The 18,485-nt window shown below is 42.0% G+C and carries 16 protein-coding genes; 14 read left to right on the top strand and 2 right to left on the bottom strand.

Going from position 1 to position 18,485, the window contains the following annotated elements:
* Positions 1-63: 63 nt before the first annotated feature.
* Entirely contained in the window at positions 64-1,350 is a 1,287-nt protein-coding gene (locus BN3282_RS11415) for a nucleotidyltransferase (RefSeq protein ID WP_059069290.1), read from the bottom strand.
* Between the two features lie 94 nt (positions 1,351-1,444).
* On the opposite strand from BN3282_RS11415, the gene mgtE reads away from it, so the two are divergent.
* From mgtE to BN3282_RS11485, 14 genes are all read left to right on the top strand, one after another.
* On the top strand, positions 1,445-2,779 hold the full coding sequence (gene mgtE, locus BN3282_RS11420; protein WP_059069292.1) for a magnesium transporter: 1,335 nt from the start codon (positions 1,445-1,447) through the stop codon (positions 2,777-2,779).
* 128 nt (positions 2,780-2,907) lie between these two features.
* The gene (gene pta, locus BN3282_RS11425; RefSeq protein WP_059069295.1) at positions 2,908-3,903 is read left to right on the top strand and encodes a phosphate acetyltransferase; all 996 of its coding nucleotides are present in this window, start codon (positions 2,908-2,910) and stop codon (positions 3,901-3,903) included.
* A gap of 79 nt (positions 3,904-3,982) precedes the next feature.
* Positions 3,983-5,179: an acetate kinase gene (locus BN3282_RS11430; RefSeq protein WP_059069297.1), complete on the top strand. Its 1,197-nt coding sequence runs from the start codon at positions 3,983-3,985 to the stop codon at positions 5,177-5,179.
* Positions 5,180-5,250: 71 nt separating this feature from the next.
* The gene (locus BN3282_RS11435; RefSeq protein ID WP_059069299.1) at positions 5,251-5,781 is read left to right on the top strand and encodes a YceD family protein; all 531 of its coding nucleotides are present in this window, start codon (positions 5,251-5,253) and stop codon (positions 5,779-5,781) included.
* Positions 5,782-5,784: 3 nt separating this feature from the next.
* Positions 5,785-5,964: a 50S ribosomal protein L32 gene (rpmF, locus tag BN3282_RS11440; protein ID WP_004068723.1), complete on the top strand. Its 180-nt coding sequence runs from the start codon at positions 5,785-5,787 to the stop codon at positions 5,962-5,964.
* 107 nt (positions 5,965-6,071) lie between these two features.
* The gene (gene plsX / locus BN3282_RS11445) at positions 6,072-7,100 is read left to right on the top strand and encodes a phosphate acyltransferase PlsX (RefSeq protein ID WP_059069301.1); all 1,029 of its coding nucleotides are present in this window, start codon (positions 6,072-6,074) and stop codon (positions 7,098-7,100) included.
* 23 nt (positions 7,101-7,123) lie between these two features.
* Positions 7,124-7,354 (top strand): acyl carrier protein, encoded by a 231-nt coding sequence (acpP, locus tag BN3282_RS11450; RefSeq protein WP_059069304.1) that lies wholly within the window; start codon positions 7,124-7,126, stop codon positions 7,352-7,354.
* A gap of 61 nt (positions 7,355-7,415) precedes the next feature.
* Positions 7,416-8,105 (top strand): ribonuclease III, encoded by a 690-nt coding sequence (gene rnc / locus BN3282_RS11455; RefSeq protein ID WP_059069306.1) that lies wholly within the window; start codon positions 7,416-7,418, stop codon positions 8,103-8,105.
* 12 nt (positions 8,106-8,117) lie between these two features.
* The gene (gene smc / locus BN3282_RS11460) at positions 8,118-11,678 is read left to right on the top strand and encodes a chromosome segregation protein SMC (protein ID WP_059069308.1); all 3,561 of its coding nucleotides are present in this window, start codon (positions 8,118-8,120) and stop codon (positions 11,676-11,678) included.
* 13 nt (positions 11,679-11,691) lie between these two features.
* Positions 11,692-12,633: a signal recognition particle-docking protein FtsY gene (gene ftsY, locus BN3282_RS11465; protein WP_059069310.1), complete on the top strand. Its 942-nt coding sequence runs from the start codon at positions 11,692-11,694 to the stop codon at positions 12,631-12,633.
* 3 nt (positions 12,634-12,636) lie between these two features.
* Positions 12,637-13,851 (top strand): threonine ammonia-lyase, encoded by a 1,215-nt coding sequence (ilvA, locus tag BN3282_RS11470; RefSeq protein WP_059069312.1) that lies wholly within the window; start codon positions 12,637-12,639, stop codon positions 13,849-13,851.
* Between the two features lie 71 nt (positions 13,852-13,922).
* A complete protein-coding gene (locus BN3282_RS11475) occupies positions 13,923-14,402 on the top strand; it encodes a DUF1653 domain-containing protein (RefSeq protein ID WP_059069314.1) in 480 nt (159 codons plus the stop codon).
* A gap of 42 nt (positions 14,403-14,444) precedes the next feature.
* Positions 14,445-15,065, top strand: a complete 621-nt coding sequence (locus BN3282_RS14930; RefSeq protein ID WP_059069316.1) for a zinc ribbon domain-containing protein — start codon at positions 14,445-14,447, stop codon at positions 15,063-15,065.
* A gap of 161 nt (positions 15,066-15,226) precedes the next feature.
* On the top strand, positions 15,227-16,801 hold the full coding sequence (locus BN3282_RS11485; RefSeq protein WP_059066519.1) for an IS1182 family transposase: 1,575 nt from the start codon (positions 15,227-15,229) through the stop codon (positions 16,799-16,801).
* Between the two features lie 288 nt (positions 16,802-17,089).
* Here the strand turns inward: BN3282_RS11485 and BN3282_RS11490 are convergent, their stop codons facing one another.
* Entirely contained in the window at positions 17,090-18,268 is a 1,179-nt protein-coding gene (locus BN3282_RS11490) for a ribose-phosphate pyrophosphokinase (protein WP_059069318.1), read from the bottom strand.
* Between the last annotated feature and the right edge of the window lie 217 nt (positions 18,269-18,485).

Genomic DNA, 18,485 nt, shown 5'->3' on the forward strand with positions numbered 1-18,485 from the left:
CTGCAACCGGATACACAGCAGTGTACAGTTGTCTTTTTGTATTTTAAGGGCAGATTTGTCTGTCTATATTTTTATGACAGGTTGATTATATTCGTTTGCGAATGCGGTTTTATACTTGTCGGTTATAACAGAAGTATAAAGGTTCGATGCCAGTATATCCTGGGTGAGCATTTTTTTGGCAGTTTCTGAGAGGGTTTCTGCATCAGCTGAACGAATAAGAAGAGGCAGTTTGGAATGTTCTGATATGAGGGACAAAAGCTTTTCTTTGTCTCTGCGAAACCCCAAAAGACGGGCATATAAATGTCCGCCGCGTACAGCAGTTCCTTTTACATTTTCTTTTTTTATACCCAGCATAATATGAAGAAGAGCACGGTTGATGCGTGTCTGCGTGACTTCTCTTGTTTTTAAAAGTTCGCAGAACTGTTTATAATTAAAAAAGTTGTTTAAATTCGCGCAGATACGATTGGAAAGTTCTTCGGATACATCCATATAACGAAGAAATTCCATAGAATTTTTATTTAGCAGTTTATATTTTAAGATAAGAGAAAAATCATTTTGATATACTGGGTAGAGAACACGGTGATAATCTTTCAAAAGTTCCAGGCAGCAGGAAGGAACCTGGTTTTCCAGTTGCCCTAATATATTGGAAAAAGCAGTGTTGTCAAAGGTTTCTCCATAATGGCTTGTGTGGATGGAGGCACTGGAGTAGGCAAGCAAAGAGCGGATAGCTGAAGCAGAACTATAGCCGTCTGTCAGTGCAGTATCATGATAGTGAGAATCTTGACGTTTGATCGTATAAGGACAAATAGAACTTTTGGTTTTTATCAGTGCTTTCAGATATTCTATGCCGAGTATGTTGTTCGGATCATTTAACAAGGAAGCCTCCTTTTGTAAGCCTGTATAAGAAAAGAGTGCTTCTTGCCTTGCGGCAGGAAAAGAATTTCCTCTTTTTAAGGAAGCCTGCAGAGCCTGTCGGTACGCAGGTGGTTCTTCTGAAAGAATGTGGGCGATCCGGATTAAACTGTTTAAATCATCACATTCGCTTCCAAAGCAAAGACAGTCTACTATATTTAAACTGTTTAAAAAAGAAACAGCGCCATAGGCAAATAATTCTGCGCTTCCTGTGGCATAGCAGACGGGAAGTTCGAAGACGGCGCTTGCTCCGCATTTGAGCGCCATTTCTGCGCGCAGGCGCTTAGGCATGATGGCAGGTATACCTCTTTGCACATAATCGCCGCTCATGATGACGACAGCCGCATCGGCGCCTGTCACTTTCTTGGCCTCTTCGATGTGATAGCGGTGTCCATTGTGAAACGGATTGTATTCTGTGATCAAACCGACAATTTTCATAATAATCTCCTTGTATATCAATATATGAACTATTATACTATAAAAAGAAGGCTTTTTGTCAGTAAAATCATGAAAGAAAGAGGGTGCGGCAGAAATGGAAAAAGAGAAAATCATGGATCTGCTGGAAAAACACAGTTACAAGGAACTAAAAGAAGAACTGGAGAACATGCACCCAGTCGATATAGTAGAGATATTAGAAGAACTGGATGAAAAGCAGATGATTTTGATATTCCGTCTGCTGGCGAAGGAAGAAGCGGCAGAAGTATTTACAGACATGAACAGTGATATGAGGGAAGATCTGATCAATGCGCTGACAGATTCCGAACTTGAAGAAGTCATGGAAGAAATGTATGTAGACGATACAGTGGATGTATTGGAAGAAATGCCGGCAAATGTAGTCGACAGACTGCTTCTTGCGACAGATGAAGATACAAGAGTAAAGATCAATGCTCTGCTTCAATACCCGGAGGACAGCGCCGGAAGTATAATGAATGTGGAATATATCAGCCTTAGGCGAGAAATGACAGTGGCAGACGCGATCTTGAAAATACGGCAGGTTGGCATCAACAAAGAGACGATCTACACTTGCTATGTAACAGAAAAGCGGCATTTGATCGGTATGGTAGATGTAAAAGATTTGCTGACAGCCGGAGAATCCAGACTGATCGAAGAAATTATGGATGAAAATGTGCTCTATGCCCGGACACTGGACGATCAGGAAGATGTGGCAAAAACGATCAAGAAATATGGTCTTGTAGCAATTCCGATCATCGATCATGAAAATTGTCTGGTGGGGATCGTAACAGTAGATGATGCTATGCTTGTCCTGCAGGACGAGACAACGGAAGATATCAGCATCATGGCAGGTGTCAGTCCAAATGAAGATTCCTATTTTGGTACCTCTGTTTTTAAACATGCGGGTAATCGTACTCCTTGGCTTATGCTGCTTATGCTTTCCGCTACTGTGACGGGGGAGATCCTTGGATATTATGAGGAAGCGATGGCGATCATGCCGGTTCTGATCACTTTTATCCCTATGCTTATGGGAACGGGTGGAAACTGCGGCTCGCAGAGTTCTACCCTGATCATACGCGGACTTGCGGTAGGAGAGATTCAGTTTAAAGATATTTTTCGGGTGATATTTAAAGAGATACGGATTGCTTTGATCGTCAGTATGATGCTTGCTTTTGTAAACGGTATCCGTATCTATATCATGTATGGGCAGAATATCATGCTTTCACTGGCGCTTGGACTTACGATGATCGCAGTGGTGGTGATGGCAAAATGTATCGGCTGTACATTGCCGCTTCTGGCAAAGAAGCTGGGACTGGATCCGGCGATCATGGCGGCGCCTTTGATCACGACGATATTGGATACGTGTACAATACTCGTATATTTCAATATCGTAACAGTCTTTTTTGGATTGTGAGCACACTGTCAGATGTGTGAGATTGTACTTAAAAATACACATAGAATTCCTACAAATTCCCTTGTATACAAAAAACATTTGCGCTATAATAGAAGACAGTGAGAAATTATGAAAGGTGGCTGTAAACCATGGGATTTATTGATGAAATCAAAGCAAGAGCGAAAGCTGACAAAAAAACGATCGTTCTTCCTGAGACAGAGGACGAAAGAACGTATAAAGCTGCAGAAGCAGTTTTAAGAGAAGGAACAGCAAATCTTATTTTAGTAGGAAACAAAGAAGAGATCGAGAAAAATAAGAAAGGATATGACATCTCCGGAGCTGTGATCGTAGATCCTGCAGCAAATGCAAAAACGGAAGCTTATATCGCGAAATTAGTAGAATTAAGACAGAAAAAAGGTATGACAGAAGAACAGGCAAGAGAACTGCTCTTGACCAATTATCTCTACTACGGCGTTATGATGGTGAAAATGGGAGATGCAGACGGTATGGTTTCAGGGGCATGCCATTCTACGGCAGATACATTGCGTCCATGCCTGCAGATCCTGAAAACTAAGCCGGGGACAAAGCTGGTATCCGCTTTCTTTTTAATGGTCGTGCCGGACTGCGATATGGGAGCAGATGGGACATTTATTTTCGGAGATTCAGGCCTGGAGCAGAATCCAGATCCGGAGAAACTGGCAAACATCGCACTTTCTTCTGCAGAATCTTTCCGTACATTGACAGGCAAAGAACCGATTGTCGCTATGCTTTCTCATTCCACAAAAGGAAGCGCAAAGCATGCAGATGTAGATAAAGTGGTAGAAGCCACAAAACTGGCAAAAGAGATGGCTCCGGAACTGAAATTGGATGGAGAGCTGCAGTTGGATGCTGCGATCGTTCCTTCAGTCGGAGAGTCAAAAGCACCGGGCAGTCCTGTGGCCGGACATGCCAATGTCTTGATCTTCCCAGATCTGGATGCAGGAAATATTGGATATAAGCTTGTACAGAGACTGGCAAAAGCAGAGGCGTATGGACCACTTACACAGGGAATCGCAGCTCCGGTCAATGATCTTTCCCGCGGCTGCAGCGCGGAAGACATCGAAGGGGTTGTTGCCATTACAGCAGTGCAGGCACAGGCACAATAAAAAATAAAAGTGTTTCGCGGTGTTTCGGGAGAAGGCGTACGCTAAAATATTACAGGAAATCTTTAGGAGGAATAAGGAAATGAATGTATTAGTAATCAACTGTGGAAGTTCATCTTTGAAATTTCAGCTCATTGATGCAGAGTCAGAAAAAGTTTTGGCAAAAGGAATCTGTGAAAGAATCGGGATAGACGGGCAGTTTACTTATCAGCCGGCAGGCGGAGAAAAGGAAAAGAGCGCAAAACCAATGCCGACACATACAGAGGCGATTCAGTATGTGCTGGAGGCGCTGACAAATGAGAAAACAGGTGTTGTCAGCAGTCTGGATGAGATTGGCGCAGTAGGACACCGTATGGTGCACGGCGGAGAAAAGTTTGCATCTTCTGTTGTGATCACGGAAGAAGTGAAAAATGCGGTGGCAGAATGTAATGAGTTGGCGCCGCTTCACAACCCAGCAAATTTGATCGGTGTTGAGGCATGTGAAAAATTGATGCCGGGCACACCGATGGTCGCTGTGTTTGATACAGCCTTCCATCAGACAATGCCTGCCAAAGCATATATGTACGGACTTCCCTATGAATATTATGAAAAATATAAAGTAAGACGCTATGGTTTTCATGGGACAAGCCACAGCTTTGTATCCAAAAGAGCAGCTGAATTGATGGCGAAACCATATGAGAATCTGAAAACGATCGTGTGTCATCTTGGAAACGGCGCAAGTGTGACAGCAGTACTCAATGGAAAGTCTGTTGATACATCTATGGGGCTTACACCTCTTGAAGGTCTGGTAATGGGAACAAGAAGCGGTGATATCGATCCGGCTATCATGGAATTTATTGCGCACAAAGAAGGACTCGATATAGACGGAATGATGAAAGTCCTAAACAAGGATTCCGGTGTGTACGGACTTTCAGGCGGGCTCTCCAGCGATTTCCGTGATCTGACGGATGCGTCTCTGGCAGGAGATAAAAAAGCACAGACGGCGATGGAAGTATTCTCTTACCGTGTGGCAAAATATATTGGGGCATATGCGGCGGCTATGAACGGTGTGGACGATATTGTATTCACAGCAGGTATCGGCGAAAATGATGATATTGTCAGAAGTCAGGTGTGCAGCTATCTTGGTTATCTGGGGATTACATTTGATGAAGAAAAGAACAAAGGTTTGAGAGGAAAAGAAGAAGTGCTTTCTACACCGGACTCAAAGGTAAAAGTATTTGTAATTCCTACAAACGAAGAACTGGCAATTGCAAGAGAAACGATGGCGCTCGTAAAATAGTATAGAATACACCTCTTGACAAACGATATTTACATGCTATAATAGTTTAGGTGTGGATAGGAGTATCAGTTATGTTAATCAACCTGTCAGACGTAATGTCGGACCGGCATGAGACGTTGGATAAAACAGTGGAACTTAAGATGGATGTGTTCGAGTCTAAAGCAGGAAAATTTTCCATTGTGGAGAAGACTCCGGTGCATGTAAAGGCAGAACATGTCAGAGGAAAAGAGATGTTCCTATGTGTACAGACGAGTCTTGTTATAGAGATTCCCTGTGACAGATGTCTGGAAAATGTCCGGCAGGAATTTGTGCTGGATATAAAAAAGCATGTAGATCTGGATGTGCCGGATGCAGAGTTGACAGAAGAACTGGATGAGTCCAACTTTATTATTGACGGATGTAACCTTGACATAGAGAAATTACTCTATAATGAGATTTTGATAGGATGGCCGGTGAAAGTCCTGTGCAGGGAAGACTGCCGGGGAATCTGCAGTACATGTGGTCAGAATCTGAACGAGGGTTTTTGTAACTGTGAAGATACGGGGCTTGACCCTAGAATGTCGGTTGTCCGTGACCTATTTAAGAATTTTAAGGAGGTGTAACCTATGTCAATCTGTCCAAAGAATAAATCTTCAAAAGCAAGAAGAGATAAAAGAAGAGCAAACTGGAAGATGAGCGCTCCCAACCTGGTGAAATGCAGCAAATGCGGAGAACTCATGATGCCTCACAGAGTGTGCAAGGCGTGCGGCTCTTACAACAAAAAAGAAATCATTTCTGTAGATTGATCAGAAATGAAAAAAGGCGTAAAAACTTTGTGTTTTACGTCTTTTTTTATTGATTTTTCATATGTTTTCCAGTAGAATAATTGTCAGTAGCGATAGGAGGAGAGATCATGTCTGATATAACAAGAGTAGCCCTGGATGCGATGGGCGGAGATAATGCGCCGAAAGAAATCATCAAAGGGGCAGTAGAGGCTGTGAAGGCAAGAACGGATATCCATATCTTGCTGACCGGACAGGAGGAAGTGCTGAAAAAAGAATTAGCAGAATATACCTATCCGCAGGACCAGATTGAGATCGTCAATGCTACAGAAGTGATCGAAACGGCAGAACCGCCGGTAATGGCGATCCGCAGGAAGAAGGACTCTTCACTCGTAGTTGCAATGAATCTTGTGAAAAAGAAAGAGGCAGATGCTTTTGTGTCGGCTGGTAGCAGCGGGGCTGTTCTGGTAGGAGGACAGGTTCTGGTCGGGAGGATCAAAGGTGTGGAGAGACCGCCATTAGCACCGCTCCTGCCTACATTAAACGGTGTATCCTTGTTGATTGACTGTGGGGCAAATGTAGATGCTCGTCCGTCTCATCTGGTACAGTTTGCGAAGATGGGGACCATTTATATGGAAAATGTACTTGGGAAAAAGAATCCGACCGTAGGAATCGTCAATATAGGTGCGGAAGAAGAAAAGGGAAACGCACTTGTAAAAGAGACATTTCCACTTTTAAAGGCATGCAAAGACATTCATTTCATCGGAAGTGTAGAAGCCAGAGATATTCCATACGGAGCGGCAGATGTACTCGTTTGTGAGGCTTTTGTAGGAAATGTGATTCTTAAACTTTACGAGGGTGTAGGCGCTGCGTTAGTCAAGAAGATTAAAAAAGGTATGATGAGTTCCATGAGAAGCAAAATAGGGGCGCTTCTGGTAAAACCGGCACTGAAAGCTACTTTAAAAGATTTTGATTCCAGTGAACATGGCGGAGCTCCGCTGCTGGGATTAAATGGACTGGTTGTCAAAACCCATGGAAGTTCGACTTCAAAAGAGATATGCAATTCGATCATCCAATGTCTTACATTTAAGGAACAAAGGATCAATGAGAAGATAAAAGAAGCGATCCAGAGGACAGAGAATGAAGAAAAAGAAGAATAAGCAGGAAAGAAAGGAAAAAAGTTATGGAATTTGAAAAATTACAGGAAATTATTGCAGACGTATTAAATGTACAAAAAGAAGATATCAGACCGGAGACTACGTTCGTGGACGATCTAGGGGCAGATTCATTGGATATTTTCCAGATTATCATGGGGATTGAAGAAGAATTTGACATTGAGATTGACAATGACGAGGCAGAGAAAATTACGACCGTACAGGATGCGGTAGATCAGATAAAAAAGGCTGTTGAATAATAGGAATGGAAGAAATGAAAAAGCCCCTATGGGCTTTTTCGTTTTAAGAGGAAAATGCCATATGAATGAAAAGCTAAGAAAATTGGAAAAACAAATCGGATATAAGTTTCATGATTTTTCTCTCCTAGAGTGCGCGATGATGCATAGTTCTTATACAAATGAAAAGCATATGGAAAAATATTTGTGTAATGAAAGGCTGGAGTTTTTGGGAGATGCAGTCTTGGAATTGGTATCCAGTGAATATTTATTTTTAAATGAACCTAAAGTTTCAGAAGGAAAACTGACAAAGACAAGAGCCAGTATGGTATGCGAGCCTGCGCTTGCATTTTGCGCGCGGGAAATTGGATTAGGAGAGTATCTGCTTTTAGGCAGGGGAGAAGAAGCGACAGGCGGAAGACAACGGGAGTCTATCACATCAGACGCTATGGAGGCTTTGATTGGAGCCATCTACCTGGACGGTGGTTTTACTAATGCAAAAGAGTTCGTTCATCGGTTTATTTTAACAGATTTGGAGAACAAAAAACTCTTTTATGATAGTAAAACTATTTTGCAGGAAATAGTACAGGCACAGGCAGATGAAAAAATCTGTTATCAGCTCGTAAAAGAAGAAGGTCCGGATCACAATAAATCTTTTTTTGTAGAGGTAAAAATAGGCACAAAAGTATTTGGCATAGGAGAAGGCAGGACAAAGAAAGCAGCGGAGCAAAAAGCAGCTTATGAAGCAATCTTAAGAATGAAAAAAGAAAAATAAAGCGAGGAATGTATGTATTTAAAAAGTATAGAGGTACAGGGATTCAAATCTTTTGCCAATAAGATAAAATTTGAGTTCCACAATGGCATTACAGCGATCGTGGGGCCAAATGGAAGCGGCAAGAGCAATGTAGCCGATGCGGTACGCTGGGTACTCGGAGAGCAGAGGGCAAAACAGCTAAGAGGCGGCAGCATGCAGGATGTGATTTTTTCCGGAACAGAAAATAGAAGGCCGCTCAGCTATGCGTTTGTCGCGATCACTTTGGATAATTCTGATCAGCAGCTTCCGGTAGAATATAAAGAAGTGACAGTGACGAGAAAACTCTATCGTTCGGGAGAAAGTGAGTATCTGATCAATGGATCCATGTGCCGATTAAAAGACATCAATGAAATGTTCTATGATACGGGGATCGGGAAAGAAGGCTATTCCATTATCGGACAAGGACAGATTGATAAAATCTTAAGTGGAAAGCCAGAAGAAAGAAGAGAACTTTTTGATGAAGCTGCCGGTATCGTAAAATTTAAGAGAAGAAAGAATATGTCTGTGAAAAAATTAGAAGAAGAACAGATGAATTTGACGCGTGTAAATGATATTCTTTCAGAACTGGAACAGCAGCTTGGTCCTCTGGAAAAACAGTCGGAGATAGCAAAAGAGTATTTAAAGAAAAAAGAAGAGTTAAAAACCTACGATATCAATATGTTTCTGTTGGAAGCTGAACGAGTAAAAGAGCAGATACAGGGGATAGATGAAAAATATGAAACTGCTTCAGGAGAATTAGAAGATGTAAAATCCCGTTATGATAAGATGAAGTCTGAATATGAGGCGATTGAAGAAGAAGTAGATGAAATCGATTATTCTATCGAGAAGGCAAAGAATCAACTGAATAAGACGACTTTGTTAAAACAACAGCTGGAGGGAAATATCAATGTTTTAAAGGAGCAGATCAATACAGCACGTATAAATGACGAACACTATGATAATCGTTTGCGTACGATAGGTGTAGAGATAGAGACAAGAGAAGCGCAAAAAGAAAAGCTGTACCATGAGAAAGAAAAGGTGCATGAGAAATTAAGCGAGATCTCAGGGCAGGATACGAAGGCTAAGAAGGCTCTGATCGAAGTGCAAACAAGGATTGCGCAGCGTACAGATCAGATCGAGAAGAACAAACAGGAGATCATGGAGCTTTTGAACAATAGAGCTACTACTAAAGCGAAGATACAGCATTATGATACGACAAAGCAGCAGATCGCCTCAAGAAAAGAGATACTGGCGGCCAGCCTAAAGGAGTTGGAAGAAGAAAAGAAAAGACAAACAGAAACATTGCATGCTCGTGAGAGAGAACAAAGCCAGATCAACGGAGAGATTGTCAGCTATAAAATGCAGATAGAAGAAAATGAGAAGTTGATCGACCAGCTCAAAAGAGAACTATCAGAAAAGCAGGAAAAGCTCCGGATCGGACAGACAGCTTATCACAGAGAATCTTCACGCCTGGATTCCTTGAAAAATATTACGGAACGTTACGATGGATATGGAAACAGTATACGGAAAGTAATGGCGAACAAAGAAAAGGAAAAAGGACTGTTAGGCGTTGTGGCAGATATCATCAAAGTGGAGAAAACATACGAAATTGCTGTAGAAACCGCACTTGGAGGCAATATCCAGAATATTGTAACAGATAATGAAGAAACAGCAAAAAGAATGATATCCTATCTGAAACAGAATAAATTCGGGCGTGCTACTTTTCTTCCGCTTACCAGTATGTCAAAAGGAAGTGGGATACGCACGCCGGAAGCTTTAAAAGAGAAGGGCGTGATCGGACTTGCCAATACATTGGTGCAGGTGGATCAAAAGTTTTTAGCCCTGGCAGATCAGCTTTTGGGACGAACGATCGTGGTAGAGAAGATCGACCATGGAATACAGCTTGCTAAGAAGTATCGGCAGTCTCTGCGTATCGTGACGCTGGAGGGAGAATTGATCAATCCGGGCGGCGCTATGACAGGCGGCGCTTTCAAGAATTCGAGCAATTTGTTAAGCAGGAGAAGAGAAATCGAGGAGTTTGAGAAAACCGTCTCCATGCTCAAAGCAGATATGGACGAGATGGAACAATCTGTCAACAGTGTGAAACAAAAGCGTACAGTATGTTATAACGAGATTGATGAAATACAGGAAAAGCTCAGGAAAGCATCGGTCATTGAAAATACGGTAAAAATGTACATCGAGCAGATCAAAAGCCGGCAGGAAGAGATAGCAAACCGCGTGCTCTCTTATGCGAAAGAACAGGAAAATTTGGAAAATGATCTGGCGGAAATTGTGGAAAATGAAGATTCTATTCAAGTGGAATTAGAGACTTCTGAAGATCTGGAACAAGAATTAAATGCGGTGATTGAAAAATTAAATGCTGCACTTTCCGAAGATAAAGAGTTGGAAGCGGCACAGATACGTACAGTGGAGGAAGTACACTTATCTCTTGCGGGCCTGGAACAGCAAAATGCATTTATTTTAGAAAATGTAAGCCGTATCGAAGAAGAAATAGAGAAGTTTTCCGCAGAATTAAAGGAATTAGATGTAAATAAGGGAAACGCAGCGGAAGATATAGAGAAGAAAGAGAAGGAAATAAAAGAACTGAAAGATACGATTGAAAATTCCAAGGATTTATTTGCTGAGATAGAAACAGAGATCCGGGTGCAGGTGAAAAAGCGGGAAGAATTAAACCAAAAGCATAAAGATTTTTTGGAAAAACGAGAGGAACTATCGAAACATATGGCAGACTTGGATAAAGAATGTTTCCGCTTGAACAGCCAGAAAGAATCTTATGAAGAGGCCTCGGAAAAATTGATGAATTATATGTGGGAAGAATATGAGATCACATATAATCACGCAATAGAACTTCGAAATGAGAACCTGACAGATCTGGCGCATATGAAACGGCAGATCCAATCGCTGAAAAACGACATACGCAAATTAGGCAGCGTTAATGTCAATGCTATCGAAGATTATAAAAATCTGCTGGAGAGATATTCTTTTCTGAAAAATCAGCACGATGACCTGGTAGAAGCAGAAAAATCTTTGCAGCAGATCATCGGGGAATTGGACGTTGCTATGCGAAAGCAGTTTGAAGAACAGTTCGCGCGTATTTCAGAGGAATTCGATCATGTCTTTAAGCAGTTGTTCGGGGGCGGAAAAGGGACACTGGAACTGATGGAGGATGAAGATATACTGGAAGCAGGGATCCGCATCATTGCACAGCCTCCGGGAAAAAAATTACAGAATATGATGCAGCTTTCCGGCGGGGAAAAGGCTCTGACAGCAATCGCTTTGCTATTTGCTATCCAGAATTTGAAGCCCTCCCCATTCTGTCTCTTAGATGAGATAGAAGCGGCGTTAGACGATAACAATGTAGAACGTTTTGCACAGTATCTGCACAAGCTGACAAAGAGTACACAGTTTATTGTGATCACGCACCGGAGAGGGACGATGACATCTGCGGACAGACTGTATGGGATCACGATGCAGGAGAAGGGAGTTTCTACTCTTGTATCTGTAGATTTATTGGAAAAAGAACTGGAACAATAGAAGGAGGCAGAAAATGGAAGAAAAACAAGGCTTTTTTAAACGGCTCGTCGAGGGACTTGGAAAAACGAGAGATCATATTGTCTCTGGTATAGACGGCATATTTCACGGATTCTCCCAGATAGATGATGATTTTTACGAAGAATTGGAAGAAACTTTGATCATGGGAGACCTAGGTGTGCGGACAACGATGGAGATCATAGACAATCTGAAGGAGAAAGTGCGCAGTGAACATATAAAAGAGCCTGTACAGTGCAGACAACTGTTGATAGACAGTATCCGGGAACAGATGTATGTGGGCGAGACTGCATACGAATTTGAAGAGAAAACTTCGGTGGTGTTTGTGATAGGAGTAAATGGTGTCGGGAAAACGACGACTATCGGAAAACTGGCAGGAAAACTGCACGCTCAGGGGAAAAAAGTGATTCTAGCGGCAGCAGATACATTTCGTGCCGCGGCAAAAGAACAGCTAACAGAATGGGCAAATCGGTCCAACGCAGAACTGATCGGCGGACAAGAAGGATCCGATCCCGCCTCGATCGTCTATGATGCAGTAGCAGCTGCAAAAGCAAGAAAGGCAGATGTATTGCTCTGTGATACAGCAGGAAGACTTCATAATAAGAAGAATCTGATGGAAGAACTTAAAAAGATCGACCGTGTGCTCAATCGGGAATACCCAGAAGCTTACCGGGAGACATTGGTCGTATTAGATGCGACTACAGGGCAGAATGCACTTGCACAGGCAAAAGAATTCAACGAGGCGGCAGAGATTACAGGAGTGATCTTGACAAAGATGGACGGAACGGCCAAAGGCGGGATCGCTGTTGCAATTCAGGCAGAACTTGGTATTCCTGTAAAATATATCGGAGTGGGAGAAAAGATAGAAGATCTCCAGAAATTTGATGCAGACGAGTTTGTAAACGCGCTATTTTATACGGCAGACGAGAAAGAAGGGTGAAAAATGCTGACATTGGAAAAATTTGAAAAAGCAAGTGATATCGTAAAACAGGTGACGAATCCTACAAAATTGGTGTACAGTGACTATCTAAGTGCGCAGACTGGAGGAAAAGTCTACTTAAAACCGGAGAATATGCAGTATACAGGGGCCTATAAAGTGAGAGGCGCCTACTACAAGATCAGTACACTGACAGAGGAAGAAAGAGAAAGAGGACTGATCACAGCTTCCGCAGGCAACCATGCCCAGGGAGTTGCCTATGCGGCGCAGAAATATGGATGCAAGGCAACGATCGTTATGCCGACTGTAACACCTCTTATCAAAGTAAACAGAACAAAAAATTATGGGGCAGAAGTCATCTTATATGGAGACGTCTATGATGATGCATGTGCGTATGCCATGGAATTGGCAGAAAAGAACGGGTATACATTTGTTCATCCGTTTGATGATCTGGATGTAGCGACCGGACAGGGGACGATCGCTATGGAGATTGTCCAGGAGTTACCCACAGTAGATTATATTTTTGTTCCGATCGGAGGGGGCGGACTTGTGACAGGAATTTCCACATTGGCAAAAATGCTCAATCCCAAAATTAAAGTGATCGGTGTAGAACCTGCCGAGGCGGCAAGCATGACGGCAGCGCTTGCAGCAGGCGAGGTCGTAGAATTAGACAGTGCGGATACGATCGCAGACGGAACCGCGGTAAAGAAAGTAGGAGAGAAGATATTCCCCTACGTAAAGGAAAATGTAGATGATGTTCTGCTTGTAGAGGATGATGAACTTATCGGAGCTTTTTTAGATCTTGTGGAAAACCATAAGATGATCGTGGAAAATTCTGGTCTGCTTTCTATAGCTGCACTAAAGCAGATGGATTTAAAAGGAAAAAAAGTAGTGTGTATTTTGAGTGGCGGTAATATGGATGTGATCACAATGGCATCTATCGTGCAGCATGGATTGATCCAGCGAGACAGGATCTTTTCTGTATCCGTACTTTTGCCGGACAAGCCAGGTGAACTGGTGAGTGTGGCGGCGACGATCGCAGAGGCAAAGGGCAATGTGATCAAACTGGAACACAATCAGTTTGTAAGCACAAACCGTAATGCAGCAGTAGAACTACGTATTACAATGGAAGCTTTTGGAACAGAGCATAAGAAGAAAATATTGGATGCCTTGGAAAAGAAAGGATTCCGTCCTAAGTTGATCAGCGCAAAATTGTATTAATGGATTTGCACAGGGGCATAACCGGATATATACAGACAGCAGTGAAAAGAAACAAATAGAGAGGCGACGATATGGATAGAAAAAGACCGCAAAAGGGCGATGTCTATATACATTTTAAGGGGAAACAGTATCAGATCATTTGCATTGCCATGCATACCGAGACGGAAGAAGAACTGGTCGTGTATCAGGCGCTGTATGGAAACAGGGGGATCTATGCTAGGCCATTAGATATGTTTCTAAGTCCGGTAGACCTAGAAAAGTATCCGGAGGCAAGACAGAAATACCGGTTTGAACTTGTTAAGGAGGAAAAGAAGGATATAACAGAAGCAAGTGGTCCGCATCTTCTTCCTGTATTTTTGGAACTTGACAGAAATGAGGAAAGAATAGAATTCCTCCAGAGGAATAAACGAAAACTGAACGATACGTTTCTGACCGCGGCAGCAGAAAGCTTGGAATATGTGGAGAAAAAAGGTACATTGGAAGAACGCTATCAAGATATGCTTAAGTTTTTAAAAACGAAAATAAAGTATGAAAGAAGCAGATTACGGTAAAATACACGTAAAAAATTCAAGAATAAAAAGAGGAAAAAGAGTATGTTTTGTGGGAATTGTGGAAAAAAACTGGAAGACGGTTATGTCTTTTGCCCGTCTTGTGGAAAGAAAGCGTTTGATATTCCGGAAAATAACCAATCCGCCGCACTATATCAGACGGCAGTGAGCAATACAGAAAACAGTCAAAATATGTATTTCCCGGCATTAACCGGATATTTAAACACATTAAATACAAGATTTGAAGAACAGGCCGAATTTGTATCTTCTTTGCACAGTTATCTGTATATATCAAAAAGAATGTCGGCAGCGCTTGTAAATATGCATCAATATTTTTTCATTACACAAAATGATAACGCCGATTATCAAATTATGGAAAACTATACAAAAGCCTGTGTGCAGTATGCGCTGGATAATTATAAGGGACTGCCGCGAGGACTTCAAAAAGGTGTCGGCATCTATGCAGTGATGTGTCAGACAAAAGCAGATCCAAACGCAGTTGCCTATACAAAGAAAAAACCCAATAAGCACTATGCGGCCTTTGAGCTTCCGATCGTCGTGGATTTAAGTAAAAGACAGATAGAATATATGGAAACCACTCCTGCATGGGGATTCGCGATGTGGAAAGGAATAAAAAAAGCAGCACAGACTATGCTGATCCCGTAAATATAAACGTAACTGTGATAACGGTATGCTGCAAAAGCGGGGGATTTCGGCAATCGCTGAATGAAGAAGGGGCTGTGAAAAAAGCATAGCCTAAAAACAAAGAAGGACCATGGGTCAAAAATAAGCCCAAGGTCCTTCTTTTGTGTTAAAATTAACTTGTGATGATAATTATTAACAAGTCTAATTCTAACGCAAAACAGGCAGTTTTGCCAATACTTATTTCGGATTATCTGGATATCTGTGATCCAGTGCTGACATTTGACCGTTTTATGGAGGAAATGGATTTGGAGAAATATCTGAAAGGAATCCCGAAACACTATACGGGAAGACTCAGATACAACCCGGTCAGCATGCTGAAAACAGTCTTATTCGGATTTATGGCAAACGGGTATATCTCACTACGGGAACTGGAAGACAGTTGCAAGGTGAATCTTCGCTTCATGTACCTTATGGATCATGAAACCCCGTCTTATAGGACATTCGGCTACTTTATCAACGAAGTGCTCGGAGATTCTATCGAAGAGATATTTAACGATATCAACCGGAAGATCTTTGAAACAGAACATGTGGATCTGCAGCATCTGTATATCGACGGTTCCAAATTTGAAGCAAATGCAAACAAATATTCCTGGGTATGGAAAAAGGCAACCGAGAAGTCCAGATACCGCTTGTTTGATAGGATTACGAAACTTCTGCAGGAGATCAATGAAGAGATTGCTTATACTGGGACAAGGCTCTGTATCAATACGGAGTATGCACCGGAATACCTAAAGGAGGCCGTCGGCAAATATGCTCAGATGTGGCAGATAGACGAAACCACATTTGTACATGGCCGTGGCCATCATAAATCGATGCAGCAGCGTCACTATGAGAAGCTGATGGAATATGCGGAAAAATTGGAAGAATATGTGGAGAAAATCCATATATGCGGAGAAGGGCGGAACAGCTATTCCAAGACGGACCATTCCGCAACATTTATGCGTATCAAGACAGATTATATGGGAAATGATCAGCTGCTTCCTGCCTATAATGTCCAGATCGGTGTTGCAGATGAATATATAGCAGTAGTAGAGGTGAATCAATACCGCAGCGACATGGACTGCTTTGTGCCGCTGATGGACAAGTTCAAAGATATTTATGGATTCTATCCGAAATATCCTGTTGCAGATGCCGGCTACGGTTCCTACAACAATTACATTTTTTGTGAGCAGAATGAAATGGAAAAGTATATGAAGTTTCCAATGTTCAAGAAGGAAACAACGGATAAGAAATATCAGGAAGACCCATTCAGAGCAGCCAACTTTCCGATTGGCGAAGATGGAATGATGCGGTGCCCGAATGGAAAAGCCTTTCACTTGCAGTATCGCCAAAATGTAAAAGGGAATGCATACGGCAGACAGGAAGAAGTGTATCAATGCGAAGACTGTAGCGGATGTCCGTATGCAGAGAAGTGTAAAAAGACAGATAAGAACCGTACGGTGCGGGTCAATCGAGAACTCACAGCCATGCACCGTGAAGTGATAGAAAATCTGGAAAGCATCCAGGGAGCACTGCTCAGGATGAACCGTTCGATACAGGCGGAAGGAACATTCGGTATTATGAAGAATGATCGATGGTATAAGCGAATCGTACGAAGAGGAATAGAATCGGTTCGGCTGGAAGTATTTCTGGTTTCTATTGGACAGAATCTCTATAAATTTCACAATAAAAAGATAAGGTCTGCAGCCGCCGCATAAGCCATTCAATCATTAGACTTATGGGGGGTAAGGGGGAGTTATACGCATTTTTAGAAAAAAATGTGCTTATGTATAAAAAGAGGACTGTGAAAAAATGATTTCTCATTTTTTCACAGCCCCTTTTCGCGCTGTTTGTTGTTTCGCTAAATTTATTATAAAAGGACGTATGAAATGTATATGTTGCGGTATGCTCTGATGAGCGAATATTTCACACATACGCTTTCGCTGTTTACGTACTTTCTACGACAAATTTTACTTTCTCTATAACAGGCAGTTCATCAGTTGGAGTTATATTTCTCCTTTGGCACGTTTTTCGAGCAGCGTGTGTATTTTATCGGTTGGATTTAAGACTGCTCCGATGGAGACGTCGTGATTTAAGGAGTCAATGATCAAGGCGAGGAATTTACTCATGTCGGCCTTAATGAAATAAGGTTTTTCATACAATTCCGGTGGCAGATAGGTGAGATTGGTCGTGATCACCTTTGAGATATATCCTTTTTCGTAATATTCGTCAAATTTCTTCAGACCATCGGTAAAGAGTCCGAATGTCGAGCAGACAAATACACGTGCCGCTTTACGTTCTTTAAGCTGCTTTGCCACATCAAGCATGCTTTCTCCTGATGAGATCATATCGTCAATGATGAGCACATCTTTTCCGGTTACGTCGTCTCCTAAAAATTCATGAGCTACGATTGGATTTTTCCCGTTTATTACAGTGGAGTAATCACGGCGTTTGTAGAACATTCCCATATCTACGCCAAGTACGTTGGAAAAATAAACGGCGCGGTGCATTGCTCCTTCATCAGGACTGATGATCATCAAATGTTTTTTATCTGCAATAAAATCTGGTACATCACGAAACAGTGCTTTCATGAATTGGTACGGAGGATTGAAACTGTCAAATCCCTTTAAAGGAATTGCATTTTGTACACGTGGGTCATGAGCATCGAAAGTGATAATATTTGTCACACCCATAGCAGTCAGCTCTTCCAGCGCGATCGCGCAGTCCAGAGATTCCCGCTTTGTACGTTTGTGCTGGCGGCTTTCATACATGAAAGGCATAATGACGTTAATACGGCGAGCTTTTCCATTTGCGGCAGAGATGACTCTTTTTAAATCTTGAAAATGATCGTCCGGGGACATATGATTTACATGACCATTGACGGTATAAGTCAGACTGTAGTTGCAGACATCTGTCATGATAAATAAATCTGTACCGCGGATTGTTTCTTTGATCATTCCCTTTGCTTCTCCGGTTCCGAAACGAGGACAGGAGCAGTCTACGAGATAATTATTGGATCTGTAATTGACATACAAAGGGGACTCGGATACTTCATTGATGGTATCTGCCCGGAAAGAGACAATATAATCATTGACTTTCTGACCTAATGCTCTGCAGCTTTCCATTGCTACGATTTTTAAGGGAGCGATAGGAAGGGTTTTTTCTAATAATTCTATATTTGGCATGATCTTCTCCTATGTTTATATATTTTACATATCATATATGTTTATATCATTTTTTTACGGTAAATTCAAGCATTGCTTTGAATGGAACAGGAATTATGTTATACTGTTTAACGTATAAAGAAAGGGTATACTATGCTATATAGTACTTTTGAAAAGCCGGCTGTATAAATGGAAAGGTTAGACAGCAGCACAGGTGACGGGAAAGGAACGTTAGAAA

This window comes from Mediterraneibacter massiliensis (assembly GCF_001487105.1).
GTDB lineage: Bacteria > Bacillota > Clostridia > Lachnospirales > Lachnospiraceae > Mediterraneibacter > Mediterraneibacter massiliensis.